Below are 23,509 nucleotides of genomic sequence, written 5' to 3'. Positions count from 1 at the left end.
TGGCGTATCAGGTTCCGCGGGCAACGCGACCGTTTGCAACGTCGCCACGACTGGTCCAGAAGAATCAAGCGGCTAGCGATTGCGGCAAAGGCTCCCGCCTGCGAGATAGCGGCCATGAAACCCACCCCTTCGATCCCCAAGGCTGCGTTCTGGATGGCGCTGTCGGTTACCTCGTTCCTGGGGATGTCGGTCGCCGGCCGCGCCACGACAGCGGAGCTCAATGTCTTCCAGGTGCTGGAATTGCGCTCGGTGTTCGGCTTCCTAATTCTCCTGCCGCTGGTGCTGACGAGCGGTGGCTTTGCGGCGATGCGCACGCAACGTCCCCTCGCCCACATCGCCCGCAATGTCGTTCACTATAGCGGCCAGGCGGCATGGCTCTACGCGCTAACGCTGATTCCGCTGGCGGTGCTGATATCGATCGAATTCACCACCCCGATCTGGACGGCGATCCTGGCGGTGACTTTTCTGGGCGAACGGCTGAGCCGGCCGAAACTGGCGGCGGTCGTGCTCGGGCTGATCGGCGTGGTGGTCATCGTGCGCCCGGGCGTCGGCTCTGTCGATCCTGGACACCTGGTCGTGCTGGGTGCCGCGGTCTGTTTCGGCATATCGCTGGTCATGGTCAAATCACTGACCCGCACCGACAGCGTCGTGCGCATCATTTTCTGGATGCTGATCATCCAGTCGGTGCTCGGCCTCATCCCGGCGCTCTACGTATGGCGCACCCCTTCACTCGAACTCTGGCCATGGGTCGTGCTGATCGCCTTCACCGGCATGTCATCACATTTCTGCATGGCCCGCGCGCTCACCTATGCCGACGCCACCGTCATTTCGCCGATGGATTTCCTGCGGGTGCCCTTGTCCGCGCTGGTCGGCTGGCTGCTTTATCACGAGCAGATCGACGCCTTCACCGCCGGTGGCGCGCTGCTCATCCTGATGGGCAATCTGCTCAATCTGCAGCGCAAGCCGGCCGAGCCGGCTGAAGTGGCGGCGTCATAGCCGTCATCCCCTGAATGTTCATGCGCTAGTCGCCTGCGTCTGGTATGTTGAGAACATGCCCGCAGGCCTTGCAGTGCACCGCGTCCGGTTCGTGCCGTTGCAGTCCGCATCGCGGACACGGGAAGAACACCTTGGCCGGCCGGAAGATCGCCTGCGCCAGCCTGACGAACAGCGATATTCCGATGATCATGGTGACGATCGCGGTCAGCTTGCCGGCCATGCCCGGCAGCACGATGTCGCCGAAACCGGTCGTGGTCACCGTGGCCACGGTGAAATAAAGCGCGTCGATGTAGTTTTCCAGCCCGGCTCCATTGCGGAAGAAGAAAGTGTAGACGAAGCCGGTGATGACAAAGAGAAAGGTCAAAAGGTTGATGACCGCGTGGCTCGCCTCGCGCCAGGGGCGCAAGCCACGCATCTCGAAATGCCGCCAGATCGAACCGCTGCGCGACAATGACCACAGCCGCAGGATGCGCAGGAAACCGAGATTGGCGAGCGCCGTCGGCATCAGCAGCGTCAAAAGGATGAAGACATCCACCCAGGAGGTTGGCTGCTTCATCAGGCGCAGCATGTCGTTGGAGGCCAGCAACCTGACGATCAGGTCGACGCCGACGAGCACCGCCACCGCATAATCCAGCCACAGGAACGAAGCCGATTGCTGGATGACGGGTGTCGCGATGAAGAAGGCGATGATTGCCAGATCGATGACGATTGCCGCCAGTTGGAACCGGAAAGCCGCCGGCGTGCGCCCGTGGTAGAGCCTGCGCAGCGTGTCGCGCAGGCGCGCAATTGCTGAAATATCCTGGGATGAAGCCTTGTCGGAGGTCTTCATGCGGGCCGCGATTGCGCAAGCGGCGGATGCCGCCCGCAGGATCGCCACCGCCTGCCGAGGATGGCGGTCACACCAATTCCACTTCGACCACGCCGGGCACGGCGCGCATCGCCGACGCGATCTGCGGCGAGACGCGGTAGCCGCCCTGCAAGGCGATCTCGACCTCGCCCTGCGCCTCTTCCTTGATCACGATAATGCTCACCTGGCTCTCGCCACGCTGGGTGAGTTGGGATTGGATCATCGAGGCGGGTCCGTCGTTCCTGACGAAAATGCGCAGCGCCTTCTGGATGCGGCTTGCTTCATCCTCCAGGGACTGGACCGAGTTGATGCGCAGGTTTACGCCCTCGGGCCTGTCCTCCGCCGCCACGGTGATGACGACGGAGCGGCCGGCTTCCAGGAGGTCGCGATACTGTGCCAATCCTTCCGAAAAAAGCACGGCCTCGTACTGGCCGGAAGTGTCGGAAAAGGCCACCACGCCCATCTTGTTGCCGGTGCGTGTCTTGCGTTCCTGCTTGCTGGTCACCGTGCCGGCCAGGCGGCCGGCAGAAGCGCCGCGCTTGACGGCGGCTGAGAACTCCGCCCAGTTCTGCACCCGCATCTTTTGCAGCGCCGCCTTGTATTCGTCGAGCGGGTGGGCCGAGAGATAGAAGCCGACAACCTGGAATTCGCGGTGCAACCGATCGGCGGCGAGCCACGGATCCGTCGCCGGCAGGTTGAGCGCCTGCGACTGGCTCCCTAGCGAGGCGCCGAAAATATCGGCCTGGCCGGAAACGGCATTCTGCTGCGCCAGCGATGCCAACCCCATCATCCGTTCGACGCCAGCCATCATCTGTGCCCGGTCATGCCCGAAACAGTCGAGCGCGCCGGCCATGATCAGGCTTTCGAAGACACGTTTGCCAACGATCTTGGGATCGATCCGCTCGCAGAAATCGGCGAGGTTCTTGAACGGCTTCTCGCCACGGACAGCGACGATGTGCTCGACCGCCGCGTCGCCGACGCCCTTGAGCGCGGCCATCGAATAGTAGATGCGGTTCTCACCGACCTCGAAAGGCCGAAAACTCGTCATGACCGACGGCGCCAGAACCTCGATGCCGAGGCGCAGGGCATCCTGGCGGAAATCGGCGAGCTTGTCGGTGTTGCCCATGTCGAGCGTCATCGACGCCGCCAGGAACTCGACCGGATAGTGCGCCTTGAGATAGGCGGTCTGATACGAGACCACGGCGTAGGCGGCGGCGTGCGATTTGTTGAAACCATAGTCGGCGAACTTGGCCAAAAGGTCGAAAATGAAGTCGGCTTGCGGTTTGCTGACGCCACGCTCGACAGCGCCGGTGACGAAGCGCTCGCGCTGCTTGTCCATCTCGGCGCGGATCTTCTTGCCCATGGCGCGGCGCAGAAGGTCGGCTTCGCCGAGCGAATAGCCGGACAGCTCCTGCGCGATCTGCATGACCTGTTCCTGATAGACGATGACGCCTTGCGTCTCCTTCACCAGATGGTCGATCTTCGGGTGGATCGAGGCCATCTCCTCCTCGCCATGCTTTCTGGCGTTGTAGGTCGGGATGTTCTCCATCGGGCCCGGACGATAGAGCGCGACCAGCGCGATGATGTCCTCGATGCAGTCGGGCCGCATGCCGATCAGCGCCTTGCGCATGCCGGCACTTTCCACCTGGAACACGCCGACCACCTCGCCGCGCGACAGCATGGCATAGGTGTCGGGATCGTCGAGCGGTATCGTCGCCAGGTCGATGTCGATGCCGCGCCGGCGGATCAGTTTGACCGCCGTATCCAGAACGGTCAGCGTCTTCAGGCCGAGAAAGTCGAACTTCACCAGCCCGGCCTGCTCGACATATTTCATGTTGAACTGGGTAACCGGCATGTCCGAGCGCGGATCGCGGTACATCGGCACCAGTTCCGACAAAGGCCGATCGCCGATGACGATGCCGGCGGCGTGCGTGGAGGCGTGGCGGTAAAGGCCCTCCAGCTTCTGTGCCATGTCGAGCAGCGTCTGGACGATCGGTTCCCTCTCGGCCTCTTCGGCAAAGCGCGGCTCATTGGCGATGGCGTCGGCGAGCTTGACCGGATTGGCCGGATTCTGTGGCACCATCTTCGACAGCTTGTCGACCTGGCCATAGGGCATCTGCAGCACGCGGCCGACGTCGCGCAGCACGGCGCGGGCCTGCAGCGTACCGAAGGTGATGATCTGGCCGACCTGGTCGCGCCCATATTTCTGCTGGACGTAGCGGATCACCTCTTCGCGGCGATCCTGGCAGAAGTCGATGTCGAAGTCGGGCATCGACACGCGGTCCGGATTGAGGAAGCGCTCGAACAGCAGCGAGAAGCGCAGCGGATCGATGTCGGTGATGGTCGTCGAATAGGCGACCAGCGAGCCGGCGCCCGAACCACGGCCCGGGCCGACCGGAATGCCTTGCGCCTTGGCCCATTTGATGAAGTCGGCAACGATCAGGAAGTAGCCGGGGAATTTCATCTTCTCGATGATGCCGAGTTCGAATTCGAGCCGCTCGCGATATTGCTCGACCGTATAGCCCGGGGTTGGTCCGTGCAGCGCAAGCCGCGCATCGAGCCCCTCGCGCGCCTGACGGGCGAGTTCGGCCGCCTCCGCCTTTTCCGCGGCGTCCTTGTCGGCACTATCGCCGCCGGTGAAACGCGGCAGGATCGGGCTGCGGTTTTTTGGATAGTAGGAGCAGCGCAGCGCGATCTCGACGGTGTTGTCGATCGCCTCGGGCAGGTCGGCGAACAGCTTTGCCATGTCGGCCTGGCTGCGCAGGAAATTGTCCGGCGACAGCCGGCGGCGTGTGTCGACGGCGACGACCGAGCCCTCGGCGATGGCGATCAGCGCGTCATGCGCCTCATAATCATCGCGCGACGAGAAAAAGGCCTCGTTGGTGGCGACCAGGGGCAGTTCATGCGTATAGGCGAGATCGATTGTTGAGTGCTCGATGGCCCGGTCGTAACCCGCGACCCGGTCCAATTCGACATAGAGCCGGTCGCCGAACAGCGCCTTGAGCGCCAAAAGCCTCACCTCTGCCAGATCGCGGCGATCCTCCTTCAAGGCGTTGCCGATCGGGCCGCGTGGGCCGCCGCTGAGGCAGATCAGCCCGTCGGCGTTTCCCTCCAGCATCTCGGTCGTCAGGTGCACCGCCTCGCCGGGCGGCGTTTCCAGATAGACCCGACTGACCAGCCTGACCAGGTTGGAATAGCCGGCCTCGGTCGCGGCGAGCAGGACGACCGGCCGCATCTCCGGCCCTTGCCGCCGGCGGTCGCGCTGACCGTCGCTGTTCTCGCCGGAAAAAGCGAGTGCGATCTGGCAGCCGATGATCGGCTGGATACCGTCCTTGACCGCCTTCTGTGCAAACTCCAGCGCACCGAACAGGTTGTTGGTGTCGGTGACGGCGATGGCCGGTGCCTCGTCCTTCACGGCGTGGCCAACGATCTTGCCAAGCTGAAGCGCACCCTCGAGCAGCGAATAGGCCGAATGCACGCGCAGATGGACGAACGGCCGCGCCGGCACCTCCGGCCGCGCTGCCGCAATCGCGGCTTCGCGCTTCAGGGGGTCGCGTGGAAGTCTGTCGTCCGCCATGGTTTCTCGCGCTGTCGAAGGCTTTGAGTCGGTGGAGATGTATTGTCCGGGACCGGGCGATACCAGTCCAGCACAAACGACCGACAACCACAGGCTTCCGCGACCCTGCGCGACTTGCTCAAGCGAATTCCATGATCACCGCGTCAACGGCTAGGCTGTCGCCCGGCTTGGCATTGAGCTTGGACACAACGAGATCGCGTTCAGCGCGCAGCACGTTTTCCATCTTCATCGCCTCGACCACGGCAAGCGTTTCGCCGGCCTTGACCTCCTGTCCCTCCGCGACGGCGATCGACACGACGAGGCCGGGCATCGGGCAGAGCAGCAGCTTCGACGTGTCCGGCGCCACCTTCTCCGGCATCAGTCTTTCAAGCTCGGCGGTACGCGGCAGCATCGCGCGCGCCGTCAGCGACATGCCCTTCCAGGCAATGCGAAAACCGTTGGCGACAGGCCGGATCTGGGCGACAACGGAGCGCTTGCCGACCGTGCCGCGCCAGATCAGATCGCCCGGCCGCCAATCGGATGAAACGGTCAGCGCCTTGCCGCCTTCGATCGACAGGTCGACCTCCATTGGAATGGAAATCATGCCTTCGAGGATCGACGCCTGGAGATAATCCTCGCCAATCTTCACCACCCAGTCGCGCTTCAGCGCCCCCGAATGCGGCGCCAGCCGCCCGCCCAGCCGGTCGAGCCTGTCGCGGCGCAACAATTCCGTGGCGGTGGCGATTGAAGCCAGCACGGCCTTTTCCTCGCTGTTCGGTACGACAGGGGCAAAACCGTCGGGATATTCCTCGGCTATGAAGCCGGTCGAAATCGCCCCTTCCCGCCAACGCGGATGCTGCATCAGCGCCGCCAGGAACGGGATATTGTGCTCGATCCCGTCGACCACAAAACTGTCCAGCGCTTCCGACATGGCATCGATTGCCTGGAGCCGGGTCGGTGCCCAGGTACAAAGCTTGGCAAGCATCGGGTCGTAGAACATCGAAATCTCCGAGCCTTCGGTGACGCCGGTGTCGTTGCGGATGATGACATCGCCAAATTGGCCCTCTTCCGGCGGCCGATAGCGGTTTAGGCGGCCGATCGACGGCAGGAAATTGCGATAGGGATCCTCTGCATAGAGCCGGCTTTCCACCGCCCAGCCATTCAGCTTGATGTCGTCTTGCTTCAAGGCGAGTTTCTCGCCGGCGGCGACACGGATCATCTGCTCGACCAGGTCGATGCCCGTGACAAGCTCGGTCACCGGATGCTCGACCTGCAATCGTGTATTCATTTCAAGGAAATAGAAGTTCTTGTCCTTGTCGACAATGAACTCGACCGTACCGGCGCTCTGATAATCGACGGCCTTGGCCAGCGCCACCGACTGCTCGCCCATGGCCTTGCGCGTCTTGGCATCGAGGAATGGTGACGGCGCCTCTTCGGCCACCTTCTGGTTGCGGCGCTGGATCGAGCATTCGCGCTCGCCGAGATAGAGCGCGTTGCCATGCGCGTCGGCCAGCACCTGCATCTCGATATGGCGCGGATCGACGACGAATCTTTCGATGAACACGCGGTCGTCGCCGAACGAACTCTTGGCTTCCGATCGCGCGCGATCGAACCCGTCGCGCACTTCCGACTGGTTCCAGGCAATGCGCATGCCCTTGCCGCCGCCGCCGGCCGAAGCCTTGATCATCACCGGATAGCCGATCTCGCCGGCGATCTTTTCGGCGTGGTCGGCATTCTCGATGACGCCGAGCCAACCCGGGACCGTCGACACCTTGGCGGCGTTGGCGAACTTCTTCGATTCGATCTTGTCACCCATCGCCTTGATGGCTTTGGGTTTCGGGCCGATGAAGACGATGCCTTCCGCTTCGAGAGCTTCGCAGAAGGCGGCCCGTTCCGACAGGAAGCCGTAGCCTGGATGCACGGCCTGCGCGCCCGTTTCCTTGCAGGCCGCGATGATTTTTTCAGGCACGAGATAACTCTGCGCGGCGGGCGATGGCCCGATATGCACCGCCTCGTCGGCCATTTCGACGTGAACCGCATCGCGATCGGCATCGGAATAGACGGCAACCGTGGCAATGCCCATCTTGCGCGCCGTCTTGATGACGCGACAGGCGATCTCGCCACGATTGGCGATCAGGATTTTCGTGAACATGCTGAGGTCATTCCCCTCCGGTCGGTCGTTCCTTTTATGGCCTGTGCTTGCAGGGTCAAGCCGAGCGTGCAAATCACTGCCTTTCAATCGATTTGCGATTCCAATTCTTCGCTGTGGCCCAGTCACGGCACCAGCTTCCAGTTGATCGTGTCGATAAAACCTGAAACCTTGGAAAAAATTCGCATTGGAGGACGCCTGATGAAAACCCGCGCCGCTGTCGCTGTCGCCGCCGGAAAGCCGCTGGAGATCATGGAGGTCGACCTCGACGGTCCGCGCGAGGGCGAGGTGCTGGTCGAGATCAAGGCGACCGGCATCTGCCACACCGACGAGTTCACCTTATCCGGGGCCGATCCGGAGGGCATCTTCCCGGCGATCCTCGGCCATGAGGGTGCCGGTGTCGTGGTCGACGTCGGCAAGGGCGTCACCTCGGTCAAGAAGGGCGACCATGTCATCCCGCTCTATACGCCGGAATGCCGGCAGTGCCCGTCCTGCCTGTCGCGCAAGACCAATCTGTGCACGGCGATCCGCGCCACGCAGGGGCAAGGCCTGATGCCCGACGGCTCGTCGCGCTTCTCGATCGGCAAGGACAAGATCTTCCACTATATGGGCTGCTCCACCTTCTCGAACTTCACCGTGCTGCCCGAGATCGCGGTGGCCAAGGTCAATCCGGACGCGCCCTTCGACAAGATCTGCTACATCGGGTGCGGCGTCACCACCGGCATCGGCGCCGTCATCAACACCGCCAAGGTCGAACAAGGCGCCACCGCTGTCGTCTTCGGCCTCGGCGGCATCGGCTTGAACGTCATCCAGGGACTGAAGCTGGCCGGCGCCGACATGATCATCGGCGTCGATTTGAACAACGACAAGAAGGAATGGGGCGAGCGGTTCGGCATGACGCATTTCGTCAATCCGAAGGAGATCGACGGCGATATCGTCCCTTACCTCGTCAACATGACCAAGCGCGGTGCCGACCAGATCGGCGGCGCCGACTACACGTTCGACTGCACCGGCAACACCAAGGTGATGCGCCAGGCCCTGGAAGCCTCGCATCGCGGCTGGGGCAAGTCGGTCATCATCGGTGTGGCGGGCGCCGGCCAGGAGATTTCGACCCGGCCGTTCCAGCTTGTCACCGGCCGCACCTGGATGGGCACCGCCTTCGGTGGCGCGCGCGGCCGCACCGACGTGCCGCGCATCGTCGACTGGTACATGGACGGCAAGATCCAGATCGATCCGATGATCACCCACACGCTGAAGCTCGAGGATATCAACAAGGGGTTCGACCTCATGCATGAGGGCAAGTCGATCCGAAGCGTCGTCGTTTATTAAAGCAAAGCCACACGCCGCCGACCACCGGCCAGCGACCTCTGTGGTTCACAACTGGGAGGAGAATGGAATGGCGGAGAAACTGCACCCGAAAATCGACAATGGCCTGCCCAAGGAAAGCGCAAGCTTTGCCGGCGGCACGCTGGTCTGCGCCTGCACCAGCAAGCCGGTCAAGGTGAAGGTCAAGGGGCAGATCGCCCACAATCACGCCTGCGGCTGCACCAAATGCTGGAAGCCGGAAGGTGCTGTATTCTCGGTGGTTGCCGTCGCCGGCACCGGCGACGTCACCGTCACCGAGAACGGCGACAAGCTCAAGGTGGTCGATCCCTCGGCGCTGATCCAGCGTCATGCCTGCACCGGCTGCGGCGTCCACATGCACGGCCCGGTCGAGCGTGACCATCCGTTCAAGGGGCTGTCCTTCATCCATCCCGAGCGTTTCGTCGAGGATGGCTGGTCGCCTCCGGGCTTCACCGCCTTCGTCTCGTCGATCATCGAATCCGGCGTCGATCCGAAGCGAATGGACGGCATCCGGGCCCAGTTGAAGACGATCGGGCTGGAGCCCTATGACTGCCTCAACCCCGGCTTGATGGACTATATCGCCACCTGGACGGCTAAGAAGTCCGGCGCGCTGCCGGCCTGAACGCTGTAAGATTTCAGGCAGGGGCCGGACATGTACCGGCCCCTGCCCGTTTCGGAGAGGCAATGCCCGCACCCGCCATTTACGTCGACGCCGACGCCTGCCCGGTCAAGGCCGAGGTCGAGAAAGTCGCCGAGCGCCTTGGCGTCGTCGTCACCTACGTCTCCAATGGCGGCCTGCGGCCATCGCGCGATCCGATGATCCGCAACGTCGTGGTCTCCAAGGGAGCTGACGCCGCCGATGACTGGATCGTCGAGAACGCCAAATCCAACGATGTCGTGGTGACCGCGGATATTCCGCTCGCGGCGCGCGCCGTGGCTCTCGGCGCGCACGTGCTTGGCCCCACCGGACGCCCGTTCACACCCGAAACCATCGGCATGGCGGTGGCCATGCGCGACCTCAAGCAGCATCTGCGCGAGACCGGCGAGAGCAAGGGCTACAACGCCTCCTTCGCGCCGCAGGACCGCTCGCGGTTCCTCGGCGAACTCGACCGTATCTTGCGGCGCGCCCTGAAATCCGCCACACCGAGCTAGAACAGAGCGCCATCCAGGGTCGGAACCACCATGGCCGCCGAAATCCCCGTGCAAAAACCCATGCAGCGCCACATGCTGTTCGCCATGTCCGCGTGTTTCGGCGCGCTTGCGCTGCTTGTGGCGTTGCTGCTGCACGCCCCACTCGCCTACTCGATCGGCGCCAACGCCTTTTTTGCCGCCTACGTCATTCTTGTCGTCAGCCAGATGCCCAAATTCACCGGCAAATATCTGAGCAAGAATGCGCGGGCCACCGACCAGCCGGTGCTGGTCATCTTCGCCGTCACGCTTGTCGTTGTCGGCGTTGCCCTTGTCTCCTTGTTCCTGCTGATCAACCAGAAGGACAGAGGCCACCCGGTCGAACTCATCTTCGCGCTGCTGTCGATCCCGCTCGGCTGGTTCACCATCCATGCCATGGCGGCACTTCATTATGCGCATGTCTACTGGATGGACGGCGACGAGGTCGACACCAAGACCAAGACAAAAATCCCGGTCGGCGGATTGCTGTTTCCGGGTGACAAGCGTCCGGAAGGCTGGGATTTCCTCTATTTCTCGACGGTCATCGGCATGACGGCGCAGACCGCCGACACCAACATCTCGACGACGCATATGCGTCGTGTCGTGCTTGTCCATTCCATCCTGTCGTTCTTTTTCAACACGGTCATCGTCGCCGCGGCCGTCAATCTCGCCGTCAGCCTGGGCGGTCCGTAATAAATCCGTGATCGGATGAAACATCGGTTTGGATCGCGACGTATCAGGAGGACAATGAACGCACAGGCCACGCCGCGAGGCCGGGAGAAGAGACAAGATGGAAACGGTTGCCAGAAGCCAATCCGCCACCGGACCGGATGCTCCCGCGTCGAGTGACAGCACACTGGTCTACCGCCAGTCGCGCTGGACACGGCTGACGCACTGGATCTGGGCCATCTCGCTGTTCTTCATGCTGCTTTCCGGCCTGCAGATCTTCAACGCCCGGCCGCAGCTCTACATCGGCAAGCAGTCCGGCTTCGAATACAACAACACCATCTTCGAAATCGGCGCCGAGAACACCGATGCCGGTCCTCGCGGCTATACCGAAATTTTCGGGCACCGCTTCAACACGACGGGCGTGCTCGGCTGGTCGGGTCCGCCGGGCAACGAGACGGCGCGCGGCTTCCCGTCCTGGGCGACCATTCCTTCCTACTATGATCTCGGCACCGCCCGCGTCGTGCATTTCTTCTTCGCCTGGATCCTGACGACGACCTTGATCGTCTGGCTGGTCGCCAGCCTGATCAACGGCCATATCAGGCGCGATCTCGCCCCGCGGCTCGACGATCTCAAGCGGCTGCCACGGGATATCGTCGACCACGCCAGGCTGAAATTCCACCACACGCGCGAATACAACACGCTGCAGAAGATGGCTTATGGCGGCGTGCTGTTCGTGCTGTTGCCGCTGATGATCATCAGCGGCCTTGCCATGTCGCCCAGCATGAATTCGGTACTGCCCTTCCTCAACGAGATACTTGGCGGCCGGCAGACGGCGCGCACCATCCATTTCACCGTCATGCTGCTGCTTGTCGGCTTCTTCATCATTCACATCCTGATGATCCTTGCCGCCGGCCCGATCAACGAACTGCGCTCGATCATCACCGGCTGGTACCGCACGGATCCTCCCGCGCATGACGACAAGACGACCGAAAGGAGTGCCTGAGATGGCGAAGTTCCAGATCAGCCGCAGAAAATTCCTGACCGCCGCCAGCCTTGGCGCCTCCGGTATCATGCTGTCGGGATGCGACGCTTTCGACAGCCAGCTGAGCATCGGCAGCGGCCTGCGCAGCTTCCTCGAAAACGCCAATGGCCTGACATATCGCGCGCAGCGCTGGCTTGCCGGGCGTGACGCGCTGGCGCCGGAATTCACCGAGGCCGATATCCGTCAGCCGCAACGGCCGAACGGCGTCACCGCTCCTGACGATGACACCTACAAGGGCCTGCTCGCCAACAATTTCGCCGACTGGCGGCTGGAAGTCTCGGGACTGGTTGAAAAGCCGCTGTCGCTCAGCCGCGAGCAGCTTCAGAACATGCCGAGCCGCACCCAGATCACCCGTCACGACTGCGTCGAAGGCTGGAGTTGCATCGCCAAATGGACCGGCACGCCGCTGTCGCTGGTGCTCGACCAGGCCGTGGTCAAGCCGCAAGCGCGCTACGTCATGTTCCACTGCCTCGATACGATCGACCGCAGCCTGTCCGGGGACATCAAATACTATGGCACGATCGACCTCATCGACGCCCGCCACCCGCAGACGATCCTGGCCTATGGCCTGAACGGCAAGCCGTTGCCGGTCGAGAACGGCGCGCCGCTGCGCGTCCGGGTCGAGCGCCAGCTCGGCTACAAGATGCCGAAATATCTCTACAAGATCGAACTGGTCGACGGTTTCGCCAATGTCGGCGGCGGCCGCGGCGGCTATTGGGAAGACAATGGCTATGACTGGTACGGCGGGATTTGATGACCGCCTTCATAAGCGCCGAGCACGACCTGTCGCCCGTCGAACTGAGTGTGCTGGAAGAGCACCTGCACAGCGAAAACCGGCGACTCACAGGCTGCGGCGATGATCGAGGGCTGGCCTTTGTGATCCGCGACGGAGCCGGACGGGCAATTGCTGTGGCGGCCGGCTACTCGTGGGCAGGCACGTCGGAACTTCAATTGATGTGGGTCGACCAGGCCTATCGAGGCCTTGGGTATGCAAGGCAGCTGCTCGATGCCTTTGTTGCCGAGGCTGCCAGCCGTGGGGCTCGGCGAATATGGGTGTCGAGCCACGACTTCCAAGCGCCGGGCCTATACGAGAAAGCCGGTTTCCAGCGCGTCGCCGAGTTCGCAGGATGGCCCGAAGGGCATTCCAACATTGTCCTGCGCAAGATAATCGCCGCGGACGGCTGTGCTTAGGCGACCTTGTCGAGCAGCGGCCTCAGCGCCGGATGGATCAACGGCGAGGCATGCTTGATGAGGGTCAGCAGCGCGCGCTCGTTGTCGTAGAGGGGACGGTCCGCCGCGATGTGCTCCACCAACCATTTGGCTTCGCCGGCATCGATCGTTTCGGCGCGGCGGGCCAAAGCCTCCGCCGCCCTGTTCTTGGCTTCCCACTCGGCCTCGATGTCATCCGGGGACCGATAGGCTTCGATGATGCCGGCCATGCCACCGGAGACCATCCGGCTGAAGAAACCGCCGATTTCCGGATCGGCGTGCTCGAGGAAGGTTTCCTGGCGTAGCGCCACATCGCGGGTCGGGGCTTCATAGCCGGCTGAGCACATGACGAAATTGGCGATCGCCTTGACGAACAGGTCGTTCCAGGACGGATCGTTCTTGGCCTGGGCGGTCTGTTCGTTGATCCTGAACAGCACCTCGGCCTCGATGCGGGTGATGGCGATGTTGCCGTCGCCGCCATGGGCGTGGAGGATGCGGCGCAGCAGCTCGACTTCCGCCCTGGCGATCAGGCCTGGCACCAGCGCACCACCCAGCATCAGCGGCCCCTTGCCATCGATAACGGCATGGGCGACCTGCTCCAGCGCATAGACGCAAAGCTCGTCTGGCGACGATCTTGCCTCTTCCAACACATGGACCAGCAATTCGAGTTCGGTTCTGCTGTCGACCATGCCGTCCCGCGAGATGGTGCGGATCAGCCAGTCGGCATTGTCCTGCGAGATGTAGCCGGACGGTTTTTCCTGGTGGACGATGTAATCGGTCACCGCTTCGACGAAGAACGGTGCCCAGTCCGCGCATTTGTCCCGCGCCGTCTGGTCGAGCGCGAACAACGCCTCCGCCTCGCCTCGCGTCACCACGCCATCGGCGAACACATCGCGGCGCAGCATCACCACGTCCTCCTGGGCGATGCGGTTCTTCGAGGTCAGCCCCGCCACCGGCGCGCTCATGATCAATTCGCCCATTGTCGTCCCCGTCGCCCCAAAGCGCTACATCGGCCTTCCATATCAGGAGTGTCTTGAAAAACCGGCAAACGGCGTGGTTAGCGAAGACTTGTCGGCGCAACGCACCTTTGATGTCGCGGGGAGGTGACAAGGTGTCGCCGTCGGGCTATGGATGGCGCGTCGAGGACTTGAGGTTTTGAGTCCTACCTGTTTGCGGGAGAGAGCAGCGAGAGCTGCCGCCGAAGGGGAAATCGCCCGAAATCTCTCAGGCAAAAAGAACCGTAGACGGGAAAGACACTCTGGAAAGTCGGGGCTTGCCCCCGCGCCGAAGGTGTAAGCGCCGCTGACAGAGTTCCGGCTGCGCGAGTCTCTCAGGCTTCAGACAGAGGGGCACGGACTGGTCGCCATTCGCGGCCGATTGCGTGCGACTCTGGAGACGACATGACGGGCGACGACTCAAGACACCTTCCTCTCGAAGATATCCACACAGCCGCCGGTGCGCGCTTCGGCGCCTTCGCCGGCTGGTCGATGCCGCTGACCTACCCGGCCGGCGTCATGAAGGAACATCTGCATGCCCGCGAACTTGCGGGGCTCTTCGACATCTCGCACATGAAACTGTTCGAGGTCAGCGGACCGCAAGCGGTTGCGCTGCTCAACCGTGCCTGCCCGCTGGATGCCGGCGCGCTCGAAATCTCGCAATCCAAATTGACGTTCTTCCTCAATGAGGCAGGCGGCATCCTCGATGACCTGATCGTCACCCGCCTCGGCGCCGACCGCTTCATGGTCGTCGCCAATGCTGGCAACGCCGTCGCCGACGAAAAGCATCTGCGCGAGCTGGCCGCGAATTTTGACGTGAAGGTCGAGCCGCTCGACCGCGTCTTCCTGGCCATACAGGGACCCGAAGCCTGGGCTGTGCTGTCCCGCGCCGGCATCGAGACCGGTTCGCTGCTGTTCATGCACGGTGTCGAGCCGCGAAAGAACTGGTTCATGAGCCGGTCCGGCTATACCGGCGAGGACGGTTTCGAGATCGGCCTGCCCGAGGCCGATGCGCGCGACCTTGTGGCGAAGCTGCTCGAGGATGAACGCGTGCTGTGGATCGGCCTTGCCGCGCGCGACAGCCTGCGGCTGGAAGCGGGGCTTTGCCTGCATGGCCAGGACATCACGCCGGAGACCGACCCGGCCGCCGCCGCGCTGATGTGGGCGATCCCCAAGGACATCCGCGCGTCTGGCGCCTTCATCGGCGCCGACGCCCTGCGCGCCGCCGTGGAACGCGGCCCGGCGCAAAAGCGTGTCGGTCTGAAGCCGGAAGGCCGCCAGCCGGTGCGCGCCGGTGCTGCCCTGTTCGACGCCGACGGCAATCCCGCAGGCCATGTCACATCGGGCGGCTTTGGCCCCTCTGCTGGCCATCCGGTCGCCATGGGCTATGTCGCCGCATCGCTGGCAAAGCCCGGCACACGGGTCTTCGCCGACGTGCGCGGCACGAAAATCCCTGTCGATATCAGTTCCCTGCCCTTCACCCCTCATCGCTACCGCAAAGGATAGACCGCATGGCAAAGACCTATTTCACATCGGATCACGAATGGCTCCGCGTCGAAGGCGGCATCGCCACCGTCGGCATCACCGACTACGCGCAGGAACAGCTGGGCGACCTCGTCTTCGTCGAACTGCCGGAAACGGGAAAGAAGCTGAGCAAGGGCGATACCGCAGTCGTGGTCGAATCCGTCAAGGCGGCCTCTGACGTTTACGCGCCGGTCGACGGCGAGATCACCGAGGCCAACGGTACGCTGTCTTCCGACCCCTCGCTGGTCAACTCGGCGGCAACCGGTGCCGGCTGGCTGTGGAAGATGAAGCTTGCCGACGAAAGCCAGCTCGCCAGCCTCATGGATGAGGCCGCCTACAAAGCCCATATCGGCTGATAACAGGACTTAAAAACGATGAGCGCAGCACTTACCCCCTTCTCGGCCCGCCATATCGGTCCTGATGTCAGCGATGTCAGAGCCATGCTTGCGGTGATCGGCGTCCCCTCGGTCGAGACACTGATCAGCCAGGCCGTGCCGCAATCGATTCGCCTCGACCTGCCGCTGGCCCTGCCGGCGCCGGCGAGTGAAGCCGAAGCACTGGCCGAATTGTCGGCGACAATGGCTGGGAATACCGTGCTGAAGAGCTTCATCGGCGCAGGCTATCACGGCGTCCACGTCCCGCCGGTCATCCAGCGCAATCTGTTCGAGAATCCGGCCTGGTATACGGCCTATACCCCCTATCAGGCCGAGATCAGCCAGGGCCGTCTGGAAATGCTGTTCAATTTCCAGACGCTGGTCACCGAACTGACCGGCCTGCCGGTGGCGTCGGCCTCGCTGCTGGATGAGGCAACCGCTGTCGCCGAAGCGGTCGGCATAGCGCTGCGCCACCATCGCGACAAACGCACCAAGGTGGCACTTGCCGGCACGCCGCATCCGCAGACACTGGATGTGGTACGCACCCGCGCCGAACCGCTCGGCATCGAGATCGACGGCGAGACGATCGACGACAACACGGCTGCCCTGCTCGTCTCCTGGCCCGATACATCAGGCGTCTATGGCGACCACAAGGCGGCGATCGACAAGGCCCGCGCCACCGGCGCGCTGGTCGTCTTCATCGCCGACCCGCTCGGCCTGACGCTGACCGACGCCCCGGCGAAACTCGGCGCCGACATTGCCGTCGGGCCGATGCAGCGCTTTGGCGTGCCGATGGGCTTTGGCGGCCCGCACGCCGCCTATTGCGCCGTCTCCGACAGGCTGACGCGGCTGATGCCCGGCCGCCTGGTCGGCCAGTCGACCGACAGCAAGGGCCGGCCCGGATACCGCCTCGCCTTGCAGACGCGCGAACAGCATATCCGCCGCGACAAGGCGACCTCCAACATCTGCACGGCGCAGGCGCTGCTCGCCAACATGGCGACGGCCTATGCCATCTGGCACGGTCCCGCCGGGCTGCAGGCGATTGCTGGGCGCATCCACGCGCTGGCCAACCGTCTGGCAAGCGGTCTCCAAGCGGCAGGCGTGCCGGTGCTCGGCGCCAGCCGTTTCGACACGGTGACGGTGGAGGTAAAGGGCAAGGCCGCGGAGATTGCCGAAGCCGCCGAAAAAACCGGCCGGCTGCTGCGCGTGCTTGATGCCGACCATGTCGGCATAGCCTTCGACGAGACCTCGACCGACGCTGATCTCGACGCGATCGCGGCCCTGTTCGGCGCCAAGGCCGGGCTTTCGGCCGGCAGCACGGTGCCCGGCAAGCCGCGGGGAAAAGAGTTCCTGACCCAGCCGGTCTTCAACGAGAACAAGTCGGAAACCGACATGATGCGCCTTCTGCGCCGGCTGGCCGACAAGGACCTGGCGCTCGACCGCTCCATGATCCCGCTCGGATCCTGCACCATGAAGCTCAACGCCGCGGCCGAAATGATGCCGGTGAGTTGGCCAAGCATCGCCAATCTGCATCCCTTCGCGCCGGCCAGCCATTCGGCCGGCTATCGCGCCATGATCGGTGAGTTGGAAGGTTGGCTGTCCGAAATCACCGGTTTCGACGCGGTCAGCCTGCAGCCCAATGCCGGCAGCCAGGGCGAATATGCCGGCCTGCTCGCCATCCGCGCCTATCACCGCTCGCGCGGCGAAGGCCACCGCACCGTCTGCCTGATCCCCTCTTCCGCCCACGGCACCAATCCGGCAAGTGCCGCGATGGCGGGCATGAGCGTCGTCGTCGTGCGCTGCCTGGAGGACGGCAATATCGACATGGATGATATGCGGGCCAAGGCCAACGAGCATTCCAAAAACCTCGCGGCGCTGATGTTCACCTATCCTTCGACGCACGGCGTGTACGAAGAAGGCGCCCGTCACCTCTGTGCCCTCATTCACGAGCATGGCGGCCAGGTCTATTTCGACGGCGCCAACCTCAACGCGCTCGTCGCCCTCGCACGTCCTGCCGACATCGGCGCCGATGTCTGCCATATGAACCTGCACAAGACCTTCTGCATCCCGCATGGCGGCGGCGGCCCCGGCATCGGCCCGATCGGCGTCAAGGCGCATCTGAAGCCCTATCTGCCGGGCCATGTCACCGAAGGCTCGGCGCATGCCGTGTCGGCAGCACCGTTCGGCAGCGCTTCCATCCTGCCGATCACCTGGATGTATATCCGCATGATGGGCGCTGCGGGCCTGAAGCAGGCAACGGAGACTGCCATCATCTCGGCCAACTACGTGGCGACACGGCTCGCGCCGCATTTCCCCCTGCTCTACAAGGGCCGGCACGATCGCATCGCGCATGAATGCATCCTCGACACGCGTGTGCTCAAGGAGAGCGCCGGCATCAGCGTCGATGACATCGCCAAACGCCTGATCGACTACGGCTTCCACGCGCCGACCATGTCGTTTCCGGTCGCCGGCACGCTGATGGTCGAGCCGACGGAGTCGGAGCCCAAGCGCGAGCTCGACCGCTTCTGCGAGGCGATGATCGCGATCGCCGGCGAGGCAGCCAAGGTGGCGAAGGGCGAATGGCCACTGACCGACAACCCGCTGGTCAACGCGCCGCACACCGCGGCCGAGACGCTGGCCGGACAGTGGACCCACCCCTACTCACGCCTGGAAGCGGCTTACCCCGCCGGCGACGCCGACACAGCGGCAAAGTACTGGCCGCCGGTGTCGCGCATCGACAATGTCGCCGGCGATCGCAACCTGGTCTGCTCCTGCCCGCCGCTGTCGGATTATCTGGGAGCGGCCGAATAGCGGTCTCTCGGCCTAAGCTGAGCGCAAGGCCGGCTCGACCGGTTCGGCCTTGCCCATCCTCTTGCGGCTGATGACGCAATTTCGGCCGGCGCGCTTGGCCGCGTAGAGCGCGGCGTCCGCCTCGGCCAGCACTTCGTCGAGGCTGCTGCCGTCGGTGCCGCCAAAGCCGATTCCGCCGCTGACCGTGCTACGCAATGGACCGAGCGGACTGGCAACGATTTCGGTGCCGAAGGCCACGCCAATCTTGCTGGCGAGATCATAGGCCCGCTCTTCCGTCATCCGCGACATGACGACGGCGAACTCCTCGCCGCCAAGTCGAAAGGCGTCGACGCCGGTCCTGGCATATTTCCGGATGACGGCGGCGAAGCGGCACAGGACCTGATCCCCTATGGGATGACCGTATATGTCGTTCGTCCTCTTGAAGTGATCGAGGTCGAACATGACGATCGCCGTGAAGGGACCGAAGGACCGCTCGCCGTGGAGCGACGTCAACCCACGACGGTTCATCAGCCCGGTCAATGGATCGGTCATCGTCTCGGCCTTCAGCTCGATCTGTGCCTGCAGATGATGCAGCGAGAGCGTCAAGGCGCCGAGGCCGGTCATGCAGGCCACCGCCACGACGGAATTCAGACGTTCGGCCCAATTGTCGGGGGCAACGCCGAGCGTCCATTGCGCCTTGGCCAGCAGAACCATGCCGCAAAGGGCAAACGACAGCGCACAGGTGCCGCTCAGGAACGAGACCACCAGCAGGATGCGGCGATCATGACTGCCATTGACCCAGAACATGGCCCCGATCGTCGACAGCAGTACGGTCACCGTCGCGTAGGTGACGATGAAGCCGACACCGTCAAGGCCGAGGAAGGTCAAGGCCGCGCAGATTGCCATGGCGGCAAGGGTCGGCACGACCGCACGCCTGTGGTCCGGCACGCCAAGATACTGCATGGCAGAAATGCAGAGGATCAGGAAGCCCAGGCTGAGCAGCGCCAGCGCGATCTGGCAAAGCAACGGATCCGGCTCCTTGGTGTATCGCCAGAACAGGATCACATGCGCGACGAGGACGAGAATGCCGCACGCCACCGTCAGCACGAAACGCGCCCGCGGCGCGGTGAACCAGATTGCAAACATGGTAACGGCCAGACAGGTGCCCGACAGCGCGGCCGCGAGCAGGAGCGAACTGAAATCCAGCATTTCGGGCGGGGGCCTCTCGAGCGTCGGCGGTTAGCCGCATTCTAGGTCAGCGGCAGCCCTCGATCATGGCTTTAAGCCGATCTTTCGACCGAAGCTGCGGTTAGGGTTTACAAAGCGTCGATGCCACCTGTCCCGAAACCGTACCCTTGGCCGGCACGAGGACGGCATCAACCCTTGTTGAGCAGCGCCAGATTGGCGTTGACGACCGTGGGGTCGGCCATGCCGGCCTTCGCCTCCAGCAGCAGTGCCCTGGCCTTCTTCTTGTTGCCGCGCAGCAGTTGCGAATAACCCATATTGTTGACGATCTGCGGTTTGCGGCCGGCGACCTTCAGGAGCTGGCCGTAGGCGCGGTCGGCAAAATCGAAGCGGCCGAGTTCGTCATAGGAGGCGGCGAGCCCCATCCAGGCCTCCGCATTGTCGGCCTTCAGCTCGACGGCCTTGCGGAAATGCTGTTCGGCGAGGCCGTAATTCGCATCGCGAAACTGCGCCTTGCCTTGCGCCAGATCGGACGTATCGACATCCCTGGCGGCCGGCTGGATCGCGGTGGTCTTGGTCGTGTCGACGTTGTTGTTCGTCGTGCACCCGGTGATCATCAAGACGGCCGCCATCGTGGCCACCGCCGCAAATTTTGTCTGACGCATGCCCTGCCCCGTCGCCCGATTTGTCGGGTCGTTCTTCAGGGAAAGACACTACAGCACAGCGATTAAGCTTCGGTGCCGAAATGCCCCTAAGATTTGGTTTCCGCAATACCGACCATTAACCACTGGCCGCAACGCCGCGAGCAGGTGCGAACCCCCTTCTTACGGCGGGTCCATTGCCTTGAGCGCCGCCGGAACCGGATAACGGCTGCCGTCATAGCGCAGCCGGTGGGTCCGGCTCACCGACTTGCCGGGATGCGACTGGCACTCGCCATCCTTGTCGGGGAACGGTTCGTCGGTATCCTGCCGCTCGACCGCGATGATGTCGTGGTAGCCGCGATGGATCTTCGGGCTCATCGCCAGGCTCACCTGGCTCGAATGAAACGATCCCGCGCAATTGGTGTCGCCTTCGCCGCCAAAGCCGGCCACTACGAGCCCATCGAGCACCGCGCGCAGCGCGTTGCCGGCGATGGCGTAGAGCCGCAGGTCGGTTTCGTTGAACGGATTGGGCTGCGAATGGTTGGCCATGTCGATGCGCAGGCCGAAGGCGGTGACACCGGGCGCCAGCCCATAGCGGCCGGTGTCGAATTCGATGCCGCGGATGGCGACGGCATCGTCGTTCATCAGCCTGGGCTGGAGCAGGCGCTGGCGAACCTGCAGGGTCTTCCTGTCGACGACCAGAAGTTCGATGTCGCCAACATGCTGGCCGTCGACGGATTGGACGCTGTCGATCAGCGGCACCGCGACCAGCAGCAGATCGTTATGCGCTGGCCAGACCTTGCAGACCAGGCCCGGCATACCGTCCTGCGGGACCGCGAGAGGGATGCTGGTATGCGGTTCGAGCGTGAACGAGCGGCCGTCGGCGCTTTTCTGGACCTTGGGATAAGCCTGCCGCAAAAGCGAGGCGGCATCGCCGCAATCGTCGGCCGCGGCCTGCGCCGGCCACAGGCTGGCGGCGGCGAGAGCGAGGGCACACAACACTATTCGCATGGGGTTCTCACGTCGCAAGGCCGCGTTCGGGCCGGATGATGCGTAGCCGGCCCAGGATCCAGGGTATCAATATTGGCTAGTGGCTACCCGTCATCTTCACGATGATGGGGATGACCGCGATCATCAGGACCACCGGCAGGATGCACACCGTCACCGGTATCGACATCTTGGCCGGCAGAGCGTGCGCTTTTTCCTCGGCCAGCGACATGCGCTTGTGGCGCATTTCGTCGGAGAAGACGCGCAGTGCGCCCGACAGGCTGGTGCCGAGTTCCTTCGACTGCTGCAGGAGCGTGGCGAAGGAGCGGACCTCGTCCAGGCTGAGGCGGTCGGCGAGCGCCTTCAGCGCATCGTCGAGGCTGCGCCCTGCCCGCAGTTCCAGCGACACCAGCTGCAGGTTCTGGCTGAGCGCGGGATAGGTCTTGGCGAGTTCCTTGGAGACACGCTCGATGCCGGCTTCCATGCTCATGCCGGCATCCGAGCAGACGATCATCAGGTCCATGAAGTCGGGAAAGCCGTTGCGATATTCGCGCATCTTCTCCCGCACCTTCTGGGTCAGCACAAGGCCAGGAAGGAAATAGCCGGCCACGCCCGACAGGATCACGAACGCCCAACGGCTGGCCATCGTCGCGTCGGCATTGGCCAACCATTGGTTCAGGACAAACGCTCCGATCGCGGCGCCGACCAGCGCCGAGAAGCGTATGATGAAGAACGTGCCGACGGCGCGCGGCTCCATATAGCCGGCCTGGATCAGCTTCATGCGCAACCGGGCGACATTTTCGGGATCGCTCTTGGCGTAGAATTCCTGTGCCCGCCTCACCGCCTTCTCGCGCACGACATTGGCGTTCTTCTTCTGCAGCGGCTCGGGTTTCGCGGCCGCGGGACCATGGTCGACCTTGAGCCGGCGCTTCACTTCGTTGCGATCGCCCTTCGCCGCCACCATCGGCCAGGCCACCGCACCGGTGCCCAGGGCCAGCAACAGGACGGCCACCGGCATCAACGAGGTCGGAGCAAGCGAGGCGAGGAACTCGATGAGGCCCTGCATGTCAGAACCTGAAATTCGACATCTTGAACATCATCAGATTGCCCAGCATCAGCCACGTCACCGAGCCGCCGATCAGGTACCAGGTTTTCGGCTCGTCCCAGACATCGCGGTAGAAGCCCGGCATCAGCGCCATGATGGCGGCAAACAAAAGTGCCGGTATCGCCGTCAGGATATAGGCCGACATGCGGCCTTCGGTCGAGATGGCGCGCACCTTGCGGCGCAGCTTGCCGCGCTCGCGGATCGTCAACGCCAGACCGTCGAGGATCTCGCGCAGATTGCCGCCCGAACTGGACTGGATCGAGACGGCGGTGATGAACAGCGGCAGATCCTCATGGCCGACCCTGTCGAACAGCGAATTCAGCGCCGAGACCAGGTCGGAACCATAGGTGACCTCATCGGCGATGACGCCGAATTCGGTGCCGATCGGATCGGGCATCTCGCGCGACACCATGGCAATGGCCACCGGCACGGGATGACCGGCCTTGAGGCCGCGTGTTATCAGCTCCAGCGCCTCCGGCAGTTGCATGCCGAAGCGCTTGAGCCGGCGCTTGCGCTTGAAGCGCATCACCACCACCGGCAACAGCGGCACCAGCACCACGAACAGGACAATCCCCATCAAAAGCGGCAAGCCATGCCAGATGGCGACCAGGGCCATGGCCAGCGCCACGCCCGAGGTGATCATCAGGAATCTCGACAGCGGCATGATCATGCCCGACTGCGTGCGCAGGGCACGGAACCGGTCCGGCGAGAACAACGAGGTGCCTGCATCGAGACCCCGTTCCTTGCGCAGCTGGATCAGCACCTGCTCCTGGCTGATCTTGTTCTCCTGCAGCTTCATGCGCCGGTTGATGGCGGTGCGCTTGTCGCTGCGGCCAGCGTAGAGGAGATAGCAGGCCTCGGCGATCATGATGCCGGTGACTGCTGCCCCGGCATAGACGACATAGATCGCGCTCAGCCCGTCGAACACC

The 23,509-nt window shown here is 63.5% G+C and carries 20 protein-coding genes and 1 riboswitch; of the genes, 11 read left to right on the top strand and 9 right to left on the bottom strand.

The window, feature by feature from the left end; translation table 11 throughout:
* The first annotated feature begins 114 nt into the window (after nt 1-114).
* The gene (locus EB815_RS21155) at nt 115-996 is read left to right on the top strand and encodes a DMT family transporter (protein ID WP_056572211.1); all 882 of its coding nucleotides are present in this window, start codon (nt 115-117) and stop codon (nt 994-996) included.
* A 25-nt stretch (nt 997-1,021) separates the two neighbouring features.
* Here the strand turns inward: EB815_RS21155 and EB815_RS21150 are convergent, their stop codons facing one another.
* The 3 genes from EB815_RS21150 to EB815_RS21140 form a co-directional block, all read right to left on the bottom strand.
* Nucleotides 1,022-1,825 carry a potassium channel family protein gene (locus EB815_RS21150; RefSeq protein ID WP_056573384.1) on the bottom strand — a complete coding sequence of 268 codons (804 nt, stop codon included), beginning with the start codon at nt 1,823-1,825 and terminating at the stop codon, nt 1,022-1,024.
* A 67-nt stretch (nt 1,826-1,892) separates the two neighbouring features.
* Entirely contained in the window at nt 1,893-5,420 is a 3,528-nt protein-coding gene (gene dnaE, locus EB815_RS21145; protein ID WP_056572213.1) for a DNA polymerase III subunit alpha, read from the bottom strand.
* 118 nt (nt 5,421-5,538) lie between these two features.
* A complete protein-coding gene (locus EB815_RS21140) occupies nt 5,539-7,551 on the bottom strand; it encodes an acetyl-CoA carboxylase biotin carboxylase subunit (protein ID WP_065005641.1) in 2,013 nt (670 codons plus the stop codon).
* A 198-nt stretch (nt 7,552-7,749) separates the two neighbouring features.
* Between EB815_RS21140 and EB815_RS21135 the strand changes: the two genes are divergently transcribed.
* From EB815_RS21135 to EB815_RS21105, 7 genes are all read left to right on the top strand, one after another.
* Complete coding sequence (locus EB815_RS21135) at nt 7,750-8,877, top strand: S-(hydroxymethyl)glutathione dehydrogenase/class III alcohol dehydrogenase (protein WP_056572217.1); 1,128 nt, start codon at nt 7,750-7,752, stop codon at nt 8,875-8,877.
* 67 nt (nt 8,878-8,944) lie between these two features.
* Entirely contained in the window at nt 8,945-9,514 is a 570-nt protein-coding gene (gene gfa, locus EB815_RS21130; protein ID WP_056572223.1) for an S-(hydroxymethyl)glutathione synthase, read from the top strand.
* Nucleotides 9,515-9,576: 62 nt separating this feature from the next.
* A complete protein-coding gene (locus EB815_RS21125; protein ID WP_056572226.1) occupies nt 9,577-10,044 on the top strand; it encodes a YaiI/YqxD family protein in 468 nt (155 codons plus the stop codon).
* Between the two features lie 30 nt (nt 10,045-10,074).
* Nucleotides 10,075-10,752 carry a DUF1345 domain-containing protein gene (locus EB815_RS21120; protein ID WP_056572228.1) on the top strand — a complete coding sequence of 226 codons (678 nt, stop codon included), beginning with the start codon at nt 10,075-10,077 and terminating at the stop codon, nt 10,750-10,752.
* 97 nt (nt 10,753-10,849) lie between these two features.
* Nucleotides 10,850-11,731 (top strand): cytochrome b/b6 domain-containing protein, encoded by an 882-nt coding sequence (locus tag EB815_RS21115; protein ID WP_056572230.1) that lies wholly within the window; start codon nt 10,850-10,852, stop codon nt 11,729-11,731.
* A 1-nt stretch (nt 11,732) separates the two neighbouring features.
* Complete coding sequence (locus EB815_RS21110) at nt 11,733-12,524, top strand: molybdopterin-binding protein (RefSeq protein WP_056572231.1); 792 nt, start codon at nt 11,733-11,735, stop codon at nt 12,522-12,524.
* The gene (locus EB815_RS21105) at nt 12,524-12,961 is read left to right on the top strand and encodes a GNAT family N-acetyltransferase (protein WP_056572233.1); all 438 of its coding nucleotides are present in this window, start codon (nt 12,524-12,526) and stop codon (nt 12,959-12,961) included. Before EB815_RS21110 ends, EB815_RS21105 begins: the two co-directional genes overlap by 1 nt.
* Here the strand turns inward: EB815_RS21105 and EB815_RS21100 are convergent.
* Nucleotides 12,958-13,959 carry a hypothetical protein gene (locus tag EB815_RS21100; RefSeq protein ID WP_056572235.1) on the bottom strand — a complete coding sequence of 334 codons (1,002 nt, stop codon included), beginning with the start codon at nt 13,957-13,959 and terminating at the stop codon, nt 12,958-12,960. The genes EB815_RS21105 and EB815_RS21100 overlap by 4 nt on opposite strands.
* A 183-nt stretch (nt 13,960-14,142) precedes the next feature.
* Nucleotides 14,143-14,230: riboswitch (glycine riboswitch) on the top strand.
* A 149-nt stretch (nt 14,231-14,379) separates the two neighbouring features.
* Here EB815_RS21100 and gcvT point away from each other — a divergent pair.
* Genes gcvT through gcvP form a run of 3 tightly spaced genes read left to right on the top strand, consistent with a single transcriptional unit; the run spans nt 14,380 to nt 18,683 of the window.
* On the top strand, nt 14,380-15,480 hold the full coding sequence (gene gcvT, locus EB815_RS21095; RefSeq protein ID WP_056572237.1) for a glycine cleavage system aminomethyltransferase GcvT: 1,101 nt from the start codon (nt 14,380-14,382) through the stop codon (nt 15,478-15,480).
* A 5-nt stretch (nt 15,481-15,485) separates the two neighbouring features.
* Complete coding sequence (gene gcvH, locus EB815_RS21090) at nt 15,486-15,854, top strand: glycine cleavage system protein GcvH (protein WP_056572239.1); 369 nt, start codon at nt 15,486-15,488, stop codon at nt 15,852-15,854.
* A gap of 18 nt (nt 15,855-15,872) precedes the next feature.
* The gene (gene gcvP, locus EB815_RS21085; RefSeq protein ID WP_056572241.1) at nt 15,873-18,683 is read left to right on the top strand and encodes an aminomethyl-transferring glycine dehydrogenase; all 2,811 of its coding nucleotides are present in this window, start codon (nt 15,873-15,875) and stop codon (nt 18,681-18,683) included.
* A 12-nt stretch (nt 18,684-18,695) separates the two neighbouring features.
* On the opposite strand, the gene EB815_RS21080 is transcribed toward gcvP, so the two are convergent.
* The 5 genes from EB815_RS21080 to EB815_RS21060 form a co-directional block, all read right to left on the bottom strand.
* Complete coding sequence (locus EB815_RS21080) at nt 18,696-19,871, bottom strand: GGDEF domain-containing protein (protein ID WP_056572243.1); 1,176 nt, start codon at nt 19,869-19,871, stop codon at nt 18,696-18,698.
* Between the two features lie 167 nt (nt 19,872-20,038).
* Entirely contained in the window at nt 20,039-20,512 is a 474-nt protein-coding gene (locus EB815_RS21075; protein ID WP_056572245.1) for a tetratricopeptide repeat protein, read from the bottom strand.
* A gap of 159 nt (nt 20,513-20,671) precedes the next feature.
* Nucleotides 20,672-21,499 carry a hypothetical protein gene (locus EB815_RS21070; RefSeq protein WP_056572247.1) on the bottom strand — a complete coding sequence of 276 codons (828 nt, stop codon included), beginning with the start codon at nt 21,497-21,499 and terminating at the stop codon, nt 20,672-20,674.
* A gap of 76 nt (nt 21,500-21,575) precedes the next feature.
* Nucleotides 21,576-22,541 (bottom strand): type II secretion system F family protein, encoded by a 966-nt coding sequence (locus EB815_RS21065; RefSeq protein WP_056572249.1) that lies wholly within the window; start codon nt 22,539-22,541, stop codon nt 21,576-21,578.
* A 1-nt stretch (nt 22,542) separates the two neighbouring features.
* On the bottom strand, nt 22,543-23,508 hold the full coding sequence (locus EB815_RS21060) for a type II secretion system F family protein (RefSeq protein WP_056572251.1): 966 nt from the start codon (nt 23,506-23,508) through the stop codon (nt 22,543-22,545).
* Between the last annotated feature and the right edge of the window lies 1 nt (nt 23,509).

This window comes from Mesorhizobium loti, assembly GCF_013170705.1.
In the GTDB taxonomy this organism is placed as follows: Bacteria; Pseudomonadota; Alphaproteobacteria; order Rhizobiales; family Rhizobiaceae; genus Mesorhizobium; species Mesorhizobium loti_D.
Note: the sequence above shows the minus strand (reverse complement) of the source record. Positions and strands in the feature narration are given on the sequence as shown.